Source organism: Streptomyces sp. NPDC037083 (assembly GCF_055606485.1).
Genome location: NZ_JBVJSQ010000002.1, coordinates 512,561 through 527,806, shown reverse-complemented (window position 1 = coordinate 527,806; position 15,246 = coordinate 512,561). Strand labels below are relative to the sequence as shown.

13 protein-coding genes are annotated in these 15,246 nt (G+C 70.7%); 11 read left to right on the top strand and 2 right to left on the bottom strand.

The genetic code is table 11. The features are described from left to right. Nucleotides 1-141 precede the first annotated feature (141 nt). Together ACZ7DE_RS07150 and ACZ7DE_RS07145 are read left to right on the top strand one after the other, a co-directional pair. The gene (locus ACZ7DE_RS07150) at nucleotides 142-2,232 is read left to right on the top strand and encodes a hypothetical protein (protein ID WP_470758710.1); all 2,091 of its coding nucleotides are present in this window, start codon (nucleotides 142-144) and stop codon (nucleotides 2,230-2,232) included. Nucleotides 2,233-2,409: 177 nt separating this feature from the next. Beyond that, on the top strand, nucleotides 2,410-3,636 hold the full coding sequence (locus ACZ7DE_RS07145) for a glycosyltransferase family 2 protein (RefSeq protein ID WP_470758709.1): 1,227 nt from the start codon (nucleotides 2,410-2,412) through the stop codon (nucleotides 3,634-3,636). 35 nt (nucleotides 3,637-3,671) lie between these two features. Here the strand turns inward: ACZ7DE_RS07145 and ACZ7DE_RS07140 are convergent, their stop codons facing one another. Further along, a complete protein-coding gene (locus ACZ7DE_RS07140; protein WP_470758708.1) occupies nucleotides 3,672-5,060 on the bottom strand; it encodes a polysaccharide pyruvyl transferase family protein in 1,389 nt (462 codons plus the stop codon). Nucleotides 5,061-5,277: 217 nt separating this feature from the next. Between ACZ7DE_RS07140 and proB the strand changes: the two genes are divergently transcribed. From proB to ACZ7DE_RS07115, 5 genes are all read left to right on the top strand, one after another. Beyond that, nucleotides 5,278-6,405 carry a glutamate 5-kinase gene (gene proB / locus ACZ7DE_RS07135; RefSeq protein ID WP_470758707.1) on the top strand — a complete coding sequence of 376 codons (1,128 nt, stop codon included), beginning with the start codon at nucleotides 5,278-5,280 and terminating at the stop codon, nucleotides 6,403-6,405. 123 nt (nucleotides 6,406-6,528) lie between these two features. Next, nucleotides 6,529-7,083: a hypothetical protein gene (locus ACZ7DE_RS07130; RefSeq protein WP_470758706.1), complete on the top strand. Its 555-nt coding sequence runs from the start codon at nucleotides 6,529-6,531 to the stop codon at nucleotides 7,081-7,083. Nucleotides 7,084-7,405: 322 nt separating this feature from the next. After that, a complete protein-coding gene (locus ACZ7DE_RS07125; protein ID WP_470758705.1) occupies nucleotides 7,406-8,692 on the top strand; it encodes a glutamate-5-semialdehyde dehydrogenase in 1,287 nt (428 codons plus the stop codon). Nucleotides 8,693-8,903: 211 nt separating this feature from the next. Beyond that, complete coding sequence (locus ACZ7DE_RS07120) at nucleotides 8,904-9,482, top strand: SCO2584 family spore wall biosynthesis protein (RefSeq protein ID WP_470758704.1); 579 nt, start codon at nucleotides 8,904-8,906, stop codon at nucleotides 9,480-9,482. Between the two features lie 169 nt (nucleotides 9,483-9,651). Next, on the top strand, nucleotides 9,652-10,728 hold the full coding sequence (locus ACZ7DE_RS07115; protein ID WP_470758703.1) for an SCO2583 family membrane protein: 1,077 nt from the start codon (nucleotides 9,652-9,654) through the stop codon (nucleotides 10,726-10,728). A gap of 92 nt (nucleotides 10,729-10,820) precedes the next feature. On the opposite strand, the gene ACZ7DE_RS07110 is transcribed toward ACZ7DE_RS07115, so the two are convergent. Further along, on the bottom strand, nucleotides 10,821-11,981 hold the full coding sequence (locus tag ACZ7DE_RS07110; protein ID WP_470758702.1) for a M48 family metallopeptidase: 1,161 nt from the start codon (nucleotides 11,979-11,981) through the stop codon (nucleotides 10,821-10,823). Between the two features lie 136 nt (nucleotides 11,982-12,117). On the opposite strand from ACZ7DE_RS07110, the gene ACZ7DE_RS07105 reads away from it, so the two are divergent. The 4 genes from ACZ7DE_RS07105 (at nucleotide 12,118) to ACZ7DE_RS07090 (ending at nucleotide 15,177) form a co-directional block, all read left to right on the top strand. After that, a complete protein-coding gene (locus ACZ7DE_RS07105; RefSeq protein WP_470758701.1) occupies nucleotides 12,118-12,279 on the top strand; it encodes a hypothetical protein in 162 nt (53 codons plus the stop codon). A gap of 145 nt (nucleotides 12,280-12,424) precedes the next feature. Continuing rightward, on the top strand, nucleotides 12,425-12,589 hold the full coding sequence (locus ACZ7DE_RS07100; RefSeq protein ID WP_107450361.1) for a hypothetical protein: 165 nt from the start codon (nucleotides 12,425-12,427) through the stop codon (nucleotides 12,587-12,589). A gap of 97 nt (nucleotides 12,590-12,686) precedes the next feature. Further along, nucleotides 12,687-13,313 carry a nicotinate-nucleotide adenylyltransferase gene (nadD, locus tag ACZ7DE_RS07095; RefSeq protein WP_470758700.1) on the top strand — a complete coding sequence of 209 codons (627 nt, stop codon included), beginning with the start codon at nucleotides 12,687-12,689 and terminating at the stop codon, nucleotides 13,311-13,313. Between the two features lie 16 nt (nucleotides 13,314-13,329). Further along, complete coding sequence (locus ACZ7DE_RS07090) at nucleotides 13,330-15,177, top strand: LCP family protein (RefSeq protein WP_470758699.1); 1,848 nt, start codon at nucleotides 13,330-13,332, stop codon at nucleotides 15,175-15,177. Nucleotides 15,178-15,246 lie beyond the last annotated feature (69 nt).

Sequence of the window (15,246 nt, the reverse complement as noted above, 5' to 3'; positions counted from 1 at the left end):
TCGAATTTTCAGGCCTCTGTGGCTCCCTGTTTACGGAGAATTCACAGGGGCCTGAATCCGTAAAACTCCCGAAACCTTCAAAAAGGATTTTCCGGACTTTTAGGTACCTATGACCGGCCCCCTCCCAGAGCAGGTTTCTCCGTGATATCCACCGCTATTCGCGTAGCCCGGGTGGGCAGCGCGGCCGAACTGGCCGCAGCGGTCCTCATGATGCTGGGCTACCCCGGCCTCATGGCGACCGCGCTCGTCCCGAGCGCTCCCGCCTTCGCCGTCGCGGCCGCCGTGACGTACCTGGCGGACCTCTACCTCCACCGCAAGCGCAGCCGCCTCATCGGCCTGCTGTCCAAGGTGCGGGCCGGAGTGTCCACCCGGTTCCTCGTCCGCGAGCTGCTGCTGATCCTGCTGCTGGCGAGACTCGACCTTTCGCAGGAGCCGGTCTTCTACGCGGCGATCGCGTGCTTCACGGTGTTCTTCGGTCTCCAGGCTCCGCACGGCGCGCTGGTCACCCTGATCGGCAAGCGCCGCCAGATGCCGGTCGCGACCCGGAACGTCGACCTGGCCTCCCGGCTGCGCATTCCGGACGCGCCGCCGCGCGGGCTGCTGAACCGCGCCACCGTGAAGATGCTCCACCTCGACCTCGCGGCCGTCGTGGGTCTGCTCGTCTGCGCGATGACCGACTCGGTGCGCCCGGGATTCGTGGGCATCGTCGCCACCCTGGGCCTGGGGGCGCTGTACGTCCTCGTGCTGGTGCCGTACCTGCGGGCCAGGCGGCTCCCGCCGAAGGCTCCCAAGGTGCTGGCCACGGTCAGCTCCTGGCTGCGCGAGTACCGGCCGGAGACGGTCCTGTACTTCTCGGGCTCCGACGACTCCGCCTACCAGGTCAACATGTGGCTGGAGACCATGGAGCAGATGGAGGCCCGGCCCCTGGTCATCCTGCGTGAGCGCGTCATCCTGGAGAAGATGGCGCCCACGTCGGTCCCGGTCATCTGCGTGCCCGGGGGGGTGCACCTGATGAACCTGGACCTGTCCATGGTGCGGGTCGCGTTGTACTGCGCGAACGTCGGCAAGAACATCCACCTGCTGCGCGTGCCGACCATGAAGCACGTCTTCATCGGCCACGGCGACAGCGACAAGGCCGCCAGCATCAACCCGTTCAGCAAGGTCTACGACGAGGTGTGGGTCGCGGGGCGGGCGGGCCGCGACCGCTACGCCATCGCCGACGTCGGCATCCGCGACGAGGACGTCGTCGAGGTCGGCCGCCCGCAGCTGGCGTCGATCCGGCCGGGTGACGGCGTGCCGGCGGACCGTGTTCCGACGGTGCTGTACGCGCCCACCTGGGAGGGCTGGGACGACAACCCGGGCAACACCTCGCTCCTGCTGGCCGGCGAGAACATCGTGAAGAAGCTGCTCGCGGCCGAGCCCCCGGTCCGCGTCCTGTACAAGCCGCACCCCTTCACCGGCACCCGCAGCGCCAAGGCGGGCGCCGCGCACCGGCGGATCACCGCCCTGATCAAGAAGGCCGCCGCACAGCGCGCGAGCGACCCGCGCTTCACCGCGGACCCGGCGGCGCAGGCCCGGGCCAAGGCCGAGCTGACCCGGCTCAAGGCCCGCCTGGACGGTCTCTCGCTCGCCTTCGACGAGCGCGCCGACGAGGCCGTGACCAGCCGCGACGGCATCGTCGACGTCCGCAAGCACCAGGAGGCGGCCCGGCTGCGCGCCGAGTGGAACGAGACCTACTGGCGCTCCTTCCCCTCGTACGAGCACCGGGTGATCACCGGGACGGCACCGCGTCTGTACGACTGCTTCAACGTCTCCGAGGCGATGGTCTCCGACATCTCCAGCGTGGTCTCCGACTTCATCGCGAGCGGCAAGCCGTACGCGGTGACGGACTCCGCGGAGCTGGGCGCGGAGGAGTTCAGGCGGCAGAACACCGCGGTGCGCGCGGCCGTGATCCTCGGCAACGACGCAGCCGAGCTGGACCAGCTGCTGGACGCCGTCCGCGACCCGGCCGGCGATCCGCTGGCCAAGGACCGCAGGGAACTCAAGGAGTACCTGCTCGGGCCGGACGAGCCCTCCTCCCGAGAGCGGTTCGACACCGCGGTCACCGACCTCGCGCTGAAGGCCGAGGCGCGCAACGTCGGCCAGACGTCCCTCGCTGTCGCGGCCTTCGACATGCCGGACAGCGAGGCGGACGGCGAGCCGGAACTGACCAAGGACGTCACGACCGCCTGACACCCCGCTGCCCCGAAGGCCGGGCCCCGGAGAGAACTCTCCGGGGGCCCGGCCTTCGTGCATCCTGTGATGTGGAACACGTGTTGCAACCCAGGCAACCCGTGCTGTTCATCAGCCGTCTATCCGGTGTCCGAAGCATTTCGGGGTCGGGGAACCGTTGCGTGATGAGAGGGAACAGTGACCGGTGCGCAGCCTGACGTCACGGTGGTCATCGGGGCGTACGAAGCGATGCCGTACCTGGTGGAGTGCCTGGCATCGGTCGAGTCGCAGTCCTTGGATCCGGCGCGGCTCGAGGTCATAGCCGTCGACGACGGTTCCCGGGACGGCACCGGGGAGTACCTCGAGGAGTTCGCCGCCCGCGCCCCCATGGCCGTCACGGTGATCCGCCAGGACAACTCGGGAGGCCCCAGCGGCCCGCGCAACGTCGGTCTGTCCAAGGCCACCGGGCGCTACGTCTTCTTCCTCGACGCCGACGACCGGCTCGGCGCCGAGGCCCTGGAGCGCATGGTCGCCATGGCCGACCGCAACGGCACGGACGTGGTGCTCGGCCGGGTCGAGGGCATCAACCGCAAGCCACCCAGGTCGATGTGGGGCGAGACGCTCGAACGGACCGACGTCTACTCCTCCAACATCAAGTTCACGCTCAGCGCGCAGAAGCTGTTCCGCCGGGAGTTCCTGGAGCGCCACGGCATGCGTTTCGACGAGTCCCTGTGGACCGGCGAGGACGCGCTGTTCACGATGGAGGCGTACCTGCGGGCCGACGGGGTCTCCGTGGTCGCCGACTACACCTGCTACTACCTCGTGGGCCGCACGGACGGCAAGCATGTGACGAAGAGCGGGAGCTACACCCTGCGCTTCGACTCCGCGCGCGCCCTCATGGGGCTGCTGGAGCGGCTGGTCCCGCCCGGCCCCAAGCGTGACGTGCTCATGGTCCGCCCGTTCCTCGTCACGGTGCTGCCGCAGTTCGGGCCCGTCTTCCTCAGGAACGACGAGGAGATACGGCGCACCAAGATGGAGCTGGCCAAGCCCCTGATGGACGCCTACTGGAACGAGGGCGTCGCCCAACGCCTCATGGTCCACGAGCGACTGCGCCTGGAGCTGGTGGCCCGGCAGCGCCCCGACCTTCTCGTGGACGTCCTGCAGTTCATCCAGGCGAAGAGCAAGCCGGCTCCCGTCCTGAAGAAGCGCAACACCCAGCTGTACCTGGCCTACCCCCACTACGGCTCCTCGACGGCCGGCCTCCCCGACCGGGTCTACCTGGCCGAACCCCGTGAGGCCAAGGCCTACCCCGGATGGCGCAAGAACCCCACCGAGACCTTCGTGCGCGGCTTCGTCCGCAAGGTCCGCCGCAGGCTCCGCCGGGTGCGCCGCACGGTGCGGCCGGGCGGCACGGCGGCAGCCTGAGCGACGAGCGGGCCGCCGGGGCCTCCGCGGGCGGCCTACTTGGCCGGCTTCAGGGCGCGGCGTAGCGGTCCGCCCACCGCGCGCCGGGCGCGACGGTAGATCGAGGGCCCGGGAATGCCCGCGACGGCCTTCGCGCCGCTCCGGCTCTTGGCCAGGTCCCGCTCGAGCTGCGCGTTGTGGGAGTCCAGTTCGGCGATGCGCTGTTGCAGCCAGCCGAACCGGCTGGTCAGCGAGGCCAGGTCGGCGTCGTTCCAGGGGCGCACGCCCGGCGGGAAGGGCAGCGACCGCAGCCGCTTGTCGAAGGCCGCGCCGCCGTCGCCGTGGGTGAAGGTGTTCTGCAGCCCGTTCTTGTCCAGGAACGCCGTGAACCGGTCGAAGCGCTCCTTGTGGTTGCCGGTGAGGGCGCTGAAGTCGGACTCCTCGTACAGCTGGGCCGGGTCGAGGTCCGCGGGGGCCTCGCTGAGCAGCCGGTGAGGTATCTCGAAGTAGCGGCACAGCTCCAGCGTGCGCGAGTCGAACGCCAGTACGGTCGCGGGCGTGCCAGCCAGCAGTGCGGCGATGTTGCCGTGGATGCGTGAACCGAACGAGTAGTCGAACTCCCGCAGGTCGTCGATCCAGGTGGCCGGGTCGACGTACACCCGGACCTTGTCCTCCCGGTACATCGGGTGGTCGGGGTGGGTCGGCATCTGCGTCATCCGCCCGGCCGGGGAGTCCACGTCCCGCCAGTGCAGTTGCCGCGCGTCGGTGAGGTTCTGGCCTATGTAGCGCAGGTGCGGATAGCGCGCGTGGGCGTGGGTGATGATCCGGTGCAGGCCGCCGCCGCGCACGGCGGTGTGCGAGCCGTTGACGGCGATCCGCGACTGCGCCGTCAACGCGGGCGTCTTCTTCTCCACGGGCAGCCGGTCGCCGTGCAGGAACATCGAGGGGCAGCCGATGACCTCGACGTCCCGGAAGCCCATGTCGTTGAGGTACTTCTCGGTGAACTCGCCCCGCACGCCGATGGAGGCGCTGTGGTCCAGCACCGCCGCGCAGAACGCGCGCACGCTCGGCTCCATCGCCTTCAGGCGCTCCGGTATCTGGTCCAGGGGGGCCTGCGCGCCGACTCCCAGCACCACGACCGGGATCTTCAGCTTGCCGATGAGCCGGGTCAGCCGCTGCAGCGACGGTTCGAAGGTCGGCCGGAACGCGTTGGCGAGCGGCACGACGAACGCGTCGTACTCGTCGTTGATCCGGGCCGCCGCGCTCACGTCGGTCCGCATGCCGTTCGAGACGACCTCGGTGTCCGGCGTCAGAAGGATCTTGTGGGCGGCGTCGCTGAAGATCAGGTTGCCGGCGTTGGTGGCGATCACGTCGCGGTGGAGGGCTTCCTCGACGGGGATGACGTCGAAGGGGCTCTTCCCCGATCGCAGGAGTATGCGCTTCACAGGGCGAACTGTAGGTGACACAAACTTCAAAATAAATTTGTCTTCTCTTCAAAATCCATGGGGAACCGGCACAACCTCTTTGCCGTACGCAAAGCGTGAGTGAACGGTTACGCTGCCGTGTCCGTCCGTGCAGTGAAACCCCTGCGCGGCCCGGGCCCCCGTTCGCGTAGATTGCCGGGCAGGCAGCCGGGGACCTACACGAGGAGCGAAGAACAAGGTGGCAGGGGCAAGGCAGGCCGTGGGCGAGGCCCGCAGGATCGTCGTCAAGGTCGGCTCCTCGTCGCTGACCACCGCCTCCGGCGGGCTCGACGCCGACCGGGTCGACGCGCTCGTCGACGTCCTCGCCAAGAGCCGCAGCGGGGGAGAGAAGGAGATCGTCCTGGTCTCCTCGGGCGCCATCGCCGCCGGACTCGCCCCGCTCGGCCTGCGCCGCCGCCCCAAGGACCTCGCCCGCCAGCAGGCCGCCGCGAGCGTCGGCCAGGGCCTGTTGGTGGCCCGTTACACCGCCTCCTTCGCCCGCTACGGCGTCCGCGTCGGCCAGGTGCTCCTGACCAGCGACGACATGAGCCGGCGGGTTCATCACCGCAACGCCTCCCGCACCCTCGACAAGCTGCTCGCGATGGGCGCGTTCCCGATCGTCAACGAGAACGACACCGTCGCCACCGACGAGATCCGCTTCGGCGACAACGACCGGCTCGCCGCCCTCGTCGCCCACCTCGTCCACGCCGACCTGCTGGTCCTGCTGTCCGACGTCGACGGCGTGTACGACGGCGACCCCGGCAAACCCGGCACCTCGCGCATCCCCGAGGTACGGGCCCTGGAGGACCTCGCGCACGTCGAGATCGGCAGCGCCGGCAAGGCCGGCGTCGGCACCGGCGGCATGGTCACCAAGGTCGAGGCCGCCCGGATCGCGGCGGCGGCCGGCATCCCGGTGGTCCTCACCAGCGCCGTCCACGCGGCCGAGGCCTTCGCCGGCGGGGACACCGGCACCTTCTTCCACCCCACCGGCAAACGCTCGGCCGACCGGCTGCTGTGGCTCCAGCACGCGTCCACCCCGCAGGGCTCGCTGACCCTCGACGACGGCGCGGTGCGCGCGGTCGTCGAACGGCGCAAGTCGCTGCTGCCCGCCGGGATCGCGGCCGTCCAGGGCGACTTCAGCGCGGGCGACCCGGTCGAGCTGCGCGACGCCCGGGGGCGGGCGGTGGCCCGCGGCCTCGTCAACTTCGACGCCAAGGAGATCCCCCAGCTGATCGGGCGGTCGACCAGGGAACTGGCGCGTGAGCTGGGCGCGGAGTACGAGCGCGAGGTCGTCCACCGCGACGACCTGGTGATCCTGAACCCGTAAACCCGCTCGAACGGAACGTACCGGTGGGGGACGTTCCGTGAAACCGCCCCACGGAGCCGTGCGGCCTGCTCAACTTTGTCTCAGGGACACGATCCGCACGAGCGCTGCGTAAAGGAGGCCGTCGTGAGACGAGTGCGCCCTGGGGTGGCAGCGACCCGTGGGAGTACCGGCGCGACCGGTACGACGGCGTCGCGTACGGCCGGGCCGACGTCGTCACGCGCCGCGGGTTCGCCGTCGCGTGCGCCCGGCGAGGAGCGCGCACTGACCAGCGTGGCGGCCGGCGAGCGGTACCGGGCCGAGGAGGCCGCCGAGTCGAAGGGCGGTCAGCCCGTGGACGTCCCCCGGCTGTGGCACGTCACCCTCAGCGTCTCCGGCGAACAGGCTCCGCTGAAGGAGGTCCGGCGCGCTCTCGAACAGCTCGCCCACGATCATCCCTTCCTCCTGACCAGCAGATACGCGGGTGACCACGCCGAGATCCGGTACTGGGAGGAGGCCCGCGACCTGCACGACGCGGCCGCCGTCGCCCTGCGGCTGTGGGGCGAGCACCGCCAGACCGCCGGGCTCCCGCCGTGGGAGATCGTCGGCCTCGAGGTCATCGACCGCCAGACCTACCACCAGCGCATCGCCGAGGGATACGGCCCCGCTCCGGCGACACCGGTCGGGGTCCACCCCTACTGACCCCTCTCCGGCCGGGCGCCGGGGGAGAGGGGGAGGGGATGTCGGGCGGGCGTCGCGGGCGGGTGCCGTTGAGCCGGCGTCGCGGAGCGGGTGCCGTCGTCGGTCGGGCCTCGCCGGGCGTCCCGCGGGCGCCTGAGGGCGTCCCGGGGGAGTCTCGGGGTGTCCCCGGGGGAGTCTCGGGGTGGCCCCGGGGGTGTCTCAGGGGAGCCTGCGATATCTCGGGGCGGCTTGAAGCGTCCCGTGGCGTCCCGTGGCATCGCGTGGCGTCTCGTGGTGTGGAACGAGCGATGGACGGGCCCGTGCGGCGCACTACCCTTCCCTTATGACCACGCTTTCGCCGTATGACTCCATGTCCCCGGTCACCCGCGCCGCCTACCGCGCCAAGGCGGCCGCCGCCGACCTCGCGCCGCTGCCCCGGGCCGCCAAGGACGACGCGCTTCTCGCCATCGCGGACGCGCTGGAGGTCCGCACGAGCGAAATCGTCGAGGCCAACGCCAAGGACATCGCCAAGGCCCGCGAGGCCGGCACCAGCGAGGCCATCGTCGATCGGCTGACCCTCACCCCGGAGCGGGTGCGGGCCATCGCCTCGGACGTGCGCGACGTCGTCGCGCTGCCCGACCCGGTCGGTGAGGTCGTCCGCGGCTCCACCCTTCCCAACGGCATCGACCTGCGCCAGGTCCGGGTCCCGCTCGGCGTCGTCGGCATCGTCTACGAGGCCCGTCCGAACGTCACCGTGGACGCCGCCGCGCTCTGCCTGAAGTCCGGCAACGCGGTCCTCCTGCGCGGCTCGTCCTCCGCCTACGAGTCGAACACCGCCCTCGTCCGAGTGATCCGAGACGCGGTCGGCGGGGCCGGGCTGCCCGCCGACGCCGTGCAGCTGGTGCCCGGCGAGGGCCGCGACAGCGTGCGCGAGCTGATGCGCGCCCGCGGACTGGTCGACGTCCTCATCCCGCGCGGCGGCGCCTCGCTCATCCGGACCGTCGTCACGGAGTCCACCGTGCCCGTCATCGAGACCGGCACCGGCAACTGCCACGTCTACGTCGACGCCCACGCCGACCTCGACATGGCGATCGACATCCTGATCAACTCCAAGGCGCACCGGGTCAGCGTCTGCAACGCCGCCGAGACCCTCCTGGTCCATCAGGACATCGCTCCCGAGTTCCTGCCCCGTGCCCTCGACGCCCTCGCCGAGGCCGGCGTGACCGTGCACGCCGACGAGCGCGTGCTGGCCTACGCCAAGGACTCCAAGGCGACCGTCGTGGAGGCGACCCCGGAGGACTGGGAGACCGAGTACCTCTCCTACGACATCGCCGCCGCCGTCGTCGACTCGCTGGACAAGGCCGTCGAGCACATCCGGCTGTGGACCTCCGGCCACACCGAGGCGATCGTCACCACCTCCCAGCAGGCGGCACGCCGCTTCACCCAGTTGGTCGACTCCACCACGGTGGCTGTGAACGCCTCCACCCGCTTCACCGACGGCGGCCAGTTCGGCTTCGGCGCGGAGATCGGCATCTCCACCCAGAAACTGCACGCCCGGGGCCCGATGGGTCTGCCGGAGCTGACCAGCACCAAGTACATCGTCACCGGCGACGGGCACGTACGCCGCTGACACAGGCCCGTCGGGCTCCTGCGGGACCCCTGTCGGACGAGAGCCGGTCGGATGTGCCGGACGGGGCGGGGTGAAGGCTGAACGAGGGCCGGACAGAGGCCGAACGGCGTGGTTCGGGGCCGGTCGGCGACGGCCGTGAGAGGCGTCTCATCCGGCGGACGAATTTCCATACCGTCTGCCCAAATTGACCCCCCAGGTCTACTCTGGATCCGTGCCGGAGGACGTGGGGGGTACGCCGTTCCCTGACGGCTGGGAGCCCGACGACGATCACGACCGCGGGGTGTCGGACGAAGAGTTCGCCTCCGTGGTATTCGACGAGGCCTTCGTACAGGCGGCCGTGGTGCACGAGCCGACCGCCGTCGAACGCCTCCTGGCCGCCGCCGAGGCGAGAGCCGAGGCCTCGGAGGCCGAAGCCCGCAGGGCCGCCCGCGCCAGGGGCGACCGCTACGACGATCCCTATGGAACCGGCGATTTCGGCCATGATCCGGACCTCGACGATCTGGACGACGTCGACCTCCCCGAAGCCTGGCAACGCCGCTACGACGCCCCCGGGGCGTACGGCAAACAGGTCCGCTGGCACCGCCCGGTGGCCTGGATGCTGGCCCTCGTGATGGGGATCGGCATGGTCGCGCTGGCCTTCGCCGCGGTCTACCGGGGCGCGTCCTCGGGCAGCCGGGACGAGGTGCCGCCACCCGCCACGACCGGTCTCGAGCAGGGAAGCGTGCCGCCCCCGTCGGCGTCGGCCGACCACTCCAAGCCACACGTGTCTGCGGTCCCGCGCACGCCCTGAACGCGTGTGCGTCGCATGACTGTGCGAGGGCCCGTGGGAGGCTTCGAAGCCGGGCCCGAAGCGGGGTCGAAGCCGGCTGGCGAGCCGGTCCCGAGCCTGGTGAGTACCTGTCAGAAGTTGTCGTACAGCAGGGCGTTTACCTGGGCTCCGCGCGACCTACTCTGAAAGTATGGCCGGGCCTGGAGACCCACCGGAGGGCACGCCCGAGGGCACCTCAGGAGGGGGAGAGGACGAGTATCGATCCGTCGTCTTCGACGAATCGTTCGTCCGTGCTGCCCGCATTCAGGAGTACTCGGCCCAGGAGCGCATGGCCGACCACGCGCCCGCCGTCCGCCGTCGTCCGCCCCTGCGCCGGGGCCGGGGCCTGTCCCGGCAGGCGCTGATCCTGTTCCTGTTGATCGCCGTCGCCTTCGGCACGGCCGTCTACATGGGGCTGCGCAGCCCCTACCAGAACCAGCTGGCCCGGCGGCCCGTCGAGCCCCTGCGGATGACCGTCATCCCGCTCTCCCCACAGGGCGTGGTACCCGGGGCGGCCGCCCCCGAGTCGCTGTTCGCGCACAGCCCCGCCGCGCAGTTCCGCATCGGCGCCGAGGGCATCCCGCTGCCCGCCTCCCGGCGGACCGCGCACTTCTCCGAAGGCCAGGTGGTCACCGCCCTGACCACGGCCAAGGACTACATCGTGCACTCCTCCCTCTACTCGGAGGTGCTCACCGGACAGCAGGTGCGGCCGGTGCGCGCCCTGGTCGACGCGGACCAGCTCGAGCAGTTCGACGAGAGCTTCAGCAGCCCGGCCGCCGACGGCCGGCACGCACCCACCGGCTGGCTGGTCCGCTTCGACCCCGCCCGGGTCCAGCTGGCCGACAGCAGGATCCGCGTCCAGGGCACCCTGCAGGCCGCCGAGACCGACTCCTCCACCCTCGAGGTCACCGCCGACCACACCCTCGTGTACGCGCTGCGCCCCACCGGCGCCGCGGCGGGCGCCCCGGCCTCCCTCTTCACCGTCCGCCGCGAGCTGCACTTCCGCTTCGACCGCGACGACCTGCGTACCCACCAGGTCCAGCTGGTCGTGTCCTACGTCCAGGCCGGACCGCTCTCCTGCGCCGAGGACTCCACGAACCACCTGCGCCCCCTGCTCGCCGGCCAGACCGCGAAAACGGGCGGCCCGGCCGGCACGGACCCCTACGCGACGGACGACGCGACGGCCCTGTGCGGGGCCCTGGCGACGAGCGCCCAGCCGAAGGTGTGACCCCCGGACACGGGTCTACCGCCGTCCCGCCGTGACGGTGAGGTGAGGCGGGACGGGGCGGCCGAGCGACGGTCCTGGGCGCGAGAGAGCCGTCAGTTCGCGTCGCGCGGAGGCGTGTCCGTCGGCCCGTCCGAGCCGTCCGAGCCGTCCGAGCCGTTCGCGCCGTCCGAGCCGTTGCGGGGCGACCGGCCGTCCGACGGAGCCTGGCCCGTGAACCCGCCGAAGCCTCGCCGCACCCTGCCGCCCAGGTCACCCGCCCCGCCGGCTATGTCGGTGACCAGCTTCATCAGCGGGTCCTTGGAGCTCTTGACGCTGGTCGCGTAGTGGGCGGCGGACTCGCGGAAGGAGTCCGTGACCGAGGTGTCCTTGTCCTCGCTGCGCCGCGGGTAGTGCCCGTCCATGATCCGCTGGTGGTCGCGGGACTCGGCCCACTTCTTCAGCTCGGCCGCGCGTACGGTCGTGAAGGGGTGCGTGCGGGGCAGCACGTTGAGGATCTTCAGCACGGAGTCGCGCAGGTCGCCCGCGGACTCGTACTCCTCGGCCTGCTGCAGGAACGCGTCCACGTTCATCTCGTGCAGGTGGTTGCCGCCGGCGATCTTCATCAGGCCGCGCATCGAGGCCTTCAGATCCTGGCCGACGAGCAGACCCGCGCGGTCGGCGGACAGCTCCGACTTGCGGAACCACTCGCGCAGAGCCGTCACGATCGCCATGATCGCGAGGTTGCCCAGCGGGATCCAGGCGACCCGGATCGCCAGGTTGGTCAGGAACAGCAGGATCGTGCGGTACACGGCGTGTCCGGACAGCGCGTGGCCCACCTCGTGCCCGACGACCGCCCGCATCTCCTCCTCGTCGAGCAGCTCGACGAGGCCGGTGGTGACCACGATGATCGGCTCGTCCAGGCCGATGCACATCGCGTTGGGCTGCGGGTCCTGGTTGACGTACATCGGGGGGACCTTCTCCAGGTCCAGGATGTAACAGGCGTCCCGCAGCATGTCGTTGAGGTGCGCGAACTGCTGGTCGGAGACGCGCACCGAGTCGGAGAGGAACAGCAGCCTCAGGCTCCGCTCGGGCAACAGCCCGCTGAGTGCCTTGAACACCGTGTCGAAACCGCTCAGCTTGCGCAGCGCGACCAGCGCGGAGCGGTCGGCCGGGTGCTCGTACGCACGCGAGGAGATTCCGGGGAAGCGCCTTCGCTGCCTGCTCGGCACCTTCTCGTGACCGGTGCCGTGGTGCTCGTGGCCTTCGTCGGACATGTCTTCCCCCATGTGCGTCTGTGTGGCCTTTGCATGACCCTTTACGGACCTTTGTGCGGCCCTTTGCGCCCCCGAAGCAGAGCCCAGCCTAGGCGGAGTTACCGTGGACGGGCACTACACCTGAGGAGCCCACGCCATGGAGCACCACCCCGCAGCCGCCCTGCTCGTCCGAGCCGCCGGCGCCGCCCAGCAGCAGGGGGCGGGGAATCTGCTCCGCGTCGTACTGATCGTGATGATCCTGGGCTGTGTGCTCACCGCGTGGTTCCTGCTTCGGGGCTACAAGCGGAAGGACGACTGAGCCGCCTGCAAGGTTCCCAATGGCGGAGTCGGGGTGATCGCCGCCGGGCCTCCCGCTTACGATGGGCCGACATCTTTATCCCGCCCTTCCCCACTCTCGGCTTCGCCCGAGTGCGGGGACACCCATCGGATAGGTCCTGCCGAAGATGAGCCTTCACAGCGCCGCTGCCCAGCTGGTCACCCTCGCCGCCGAGGGCGAGGAGCACGGTGGCAACCACGAGAGCCTGAGCCCCCTGGTCACGGGTGGCAGCGCGTTCCTCATCCTGCTGCTCCTGCTGTGGATCACCACCCGCTTCAACCGCGACCGCTGAGCCGTCACGTGTTCACCGACGGGCAGTCCGGCATAGCGGGGCACTCCGGGCATCCGCCGGCCGGGGCCCCGGGGCCGGGCCGGTAGGGTCTGCACGCATGGGAGAGCAGGACATGCCTACCGGCCCGCGGAACCCGGGCAAGCGCCGCCTCGGCGTCATGGGCGGGACGTTCGATCCGATCCACCACGGACACCTCGTGGCGGCCAGTGAGGTCGCCGCGCAGTTCCACCTGGACGAGGTCGTGTTCGTCCCGACCGGGCAGCCGTGGCAGAAGACCCACCGCAGTGTCTCCCCGGCCGAGGACCGCTACCTGATGACGGTCATCGCGACCGCCGAGAACCCGCAGTTCTCGGTCAGCCGTATCGACATCGACCGCGGCGGCCCCACCTACACCGTGGACACCCTGCGCGACCTGCGGGCCCTCAACCCCGACACGGACCTCTTCTTCATCACCGGCGCCGACGCCCTGGGCCAGATCCTGACCTGGCGGGACAGCGAGGAGCTGTTCTCCCTCGCGCACTTCATCGGCGTCACCCGGCCCGGGCACAACCTCATGGACCCCGGCCTGCCCGAGGGCGGCGTCTCCCTCGTCGAGGTTCCCGCGCTCGCCATCTCCTCGACGGACTGCCGTGCGAGAGTCGCCAAGGGCGACCCCGTCTGGTATCTGGTGCCCGACGGAGTCGTGCGCTACATCGACAAGCGCGAGCTGTACCGCGGCGAGTGAGCCGAGAGGGGTACCGGTGAACGACCGATACGACGCGGGATACGGGGACGGGCAGTACGAACTCGTCGGCTACGACGAGTACGGGCAGCCCGTCTACCGGCAGGTCCCGCAGATCCCGACCCAGCAGGCGCCGCAGCAGTCCTACGACCCCTACGGCCAGCAGGGGCAGCAGGCCCAGCAGGCCCAGCAGGGGTACGGCTACAACGGTTACGACCCGTACGCCACCGGCGTGCAGGGGCAGACGCCCGCCTACGACCCGTACGACACCGGCCGTCAGCAGGCCGCTTCCGACTACGACACGGGCCGTCAGCCGGCCACCCCCGGCTACGACACGGGCCGGCAGTCACCCGTCGGCTACGACCCCTACGGCTCCACCCAGGCCCCCTACGACCCATACGGGCAGACCGCCACCAGCGGACAGCAGCCCCGGGTCGACCACCAGCCCCGCACCGCCGAGCAGACCGCCTACATCCCGCAGCAGGCCGGTCCGGTCGAGACGGGCGCCGCCGAGGCCGACCACGCCGCCGATGACGCGGCACCGGGCGGCCGCACCGGCTCCGGCGCTCCCGGGACGGCCCAACGGGATTACCGGACCGAGCAGTTCGCGTTCGTGGAGGAGCCCGACGGCGACTCCGAGGACGTCATCGACTGGCTGAACTTCACCGAGAACCGCACCGAGCGCCGCGAGGAGGCCAAGCGCCGCGCCCGCAGCCGTGTCGTCGCCCTCGCCGTGGTCCTGGCACTGGTCGCGGTCGGCGGAGTCGGCTACCTCTGGTACGCCGGGAAGCTGCCCGGGCTGTCGTCGTCCTCGGACTCCGGCACCCGGCCCACGACCGCCACCGCCGCCCAGAAGCGTGACGTGGTCGTCGTCCACCTGCACAACACAGCCGGGGGCGGCACCTCGACGGTGCTGCTCGTCGACAACACCACCACCAAGCAGGCCACCACGGTCCTGCTGCCCAACTCCCTCGTCCTCACGGACGACGACGGCACCACGACCACGCTCGCCAAGTCCGTCGACGACGACGGCTCCGCGGGGACGCGCGAAGCGCTGGACACGGTTCTCGGCACCAGCATCGAGGGCACCTGGCGGCTGGACACCCCCTATCTGCAGAACCTCGTCGACCTCGTCGGCAACATCGAGGTCGACACCGACACGGCCGTTCCCGACCCGGCCGCGAAGAAAGGCCAGGCCCCGCTCGTCGCCAAGGGCCAGGACCAGACCCTCAGCGGCAAGATGGCCGTCGCCTACGCCACCTACCGGGCCGAGGGCGAGGCCCAGAACGCCCAACTGGAGCGGTTCGGACAGGTCATGCAGGGTGTGCTGCGCAAGGTGTCCTCCGACGCCGACGGCGCGACCGTCACCGTCCAGACCCTGGCGCAGATCCTCGACCCCTCGCTGACCGACAAGGACCTCGGAGCCTTCCTCGCCAAGCTCGCCGACCTCGCCAAGGGCGGTGACTACAAGACCGCCCTGCTGCCCGTCCAGACCGACGGCACGCTCAGCGCCGAGGCGAGCGACAGCGTCGTCAAGGACGTCCTCGGCGGCACGGCCAAGAGCCCCGACAAGGACGCGGCCGTCAGCGTGTCCGTCCAGAACGCCAGCGGCAGGAAGGCCAATACCGAGGACGCGCGCGTGGTCCTCCTCAACGGCGGCTTCACCTTCCTGGAGGCCGGCACCCCGTCGAGCACGAAGGCCACCTCCCAGGTGCTCTACGCCGACCCGGCCGACAAGGTCAACGCCACCGAGGTCGCCAAGACCCTGGGCCTGAAAGCCGACGCCGTGAAGAAGGGCACCGTCTCCGCGAACGCAGACGTGGCCGTCGTCCTGGGCGAGGACTACAAACCCGCCTCGTCCGGGTGATCGCCCCCTCGGGCGAGTGATCCGAGTCGCGGGACGAGAGGGCTCGTGCGGGGCGGTGAGGCGGCCGTC

Excerpts from the sequence above, each read along its gene's own strand:
- ACZ7DE_RS07125 (WP_470758705.1), top strand. The coding sequence starts at position 7,406 with ATGACCACGCTTTCGCCGTATGACTCCATGTCCCCGGTCACCCGCGCC.
- ACZ7DE_RS07115 (WP_470758703.1), top strand. The coding sequence starts at position 9,652 with ATGGCCGGGCCTGGAGACCCACCGGAGGGCACGCCCGAGGGCACCTCA.
- ACZ7DE_RS07110 (WP_470758702.1), bottom strand. The coding sequence starts at position 11,981 with ATGTCCGACGAAGGCCACGAGCACCACGGCACCGGTCACGAGAAGGTG.
- ACZ7DE_RS07105 (WP_470758701.1), top strand. The coding sequence starts at position 12,118 with ATGGAGCACCACCCCGCAGCCGCCCTGCTCGTCCGAGCCGCCGGCGCC.
- ACZ7DE_RS07100 (WP_107450361.1), top strand. The coding sequence starts at position 12,425 with ATGAGCCTTCACAGCGCCGCTGCCCAGCTGGTCACCCTCGCCGCCGAG.
- nadD (WP_470758700.1), top strand. The coding sequence starts at position 12,687 with ATGGGAGAGCAGGACATGCCTACCGGCCCGCGGAACCCGGGCAAGCGC.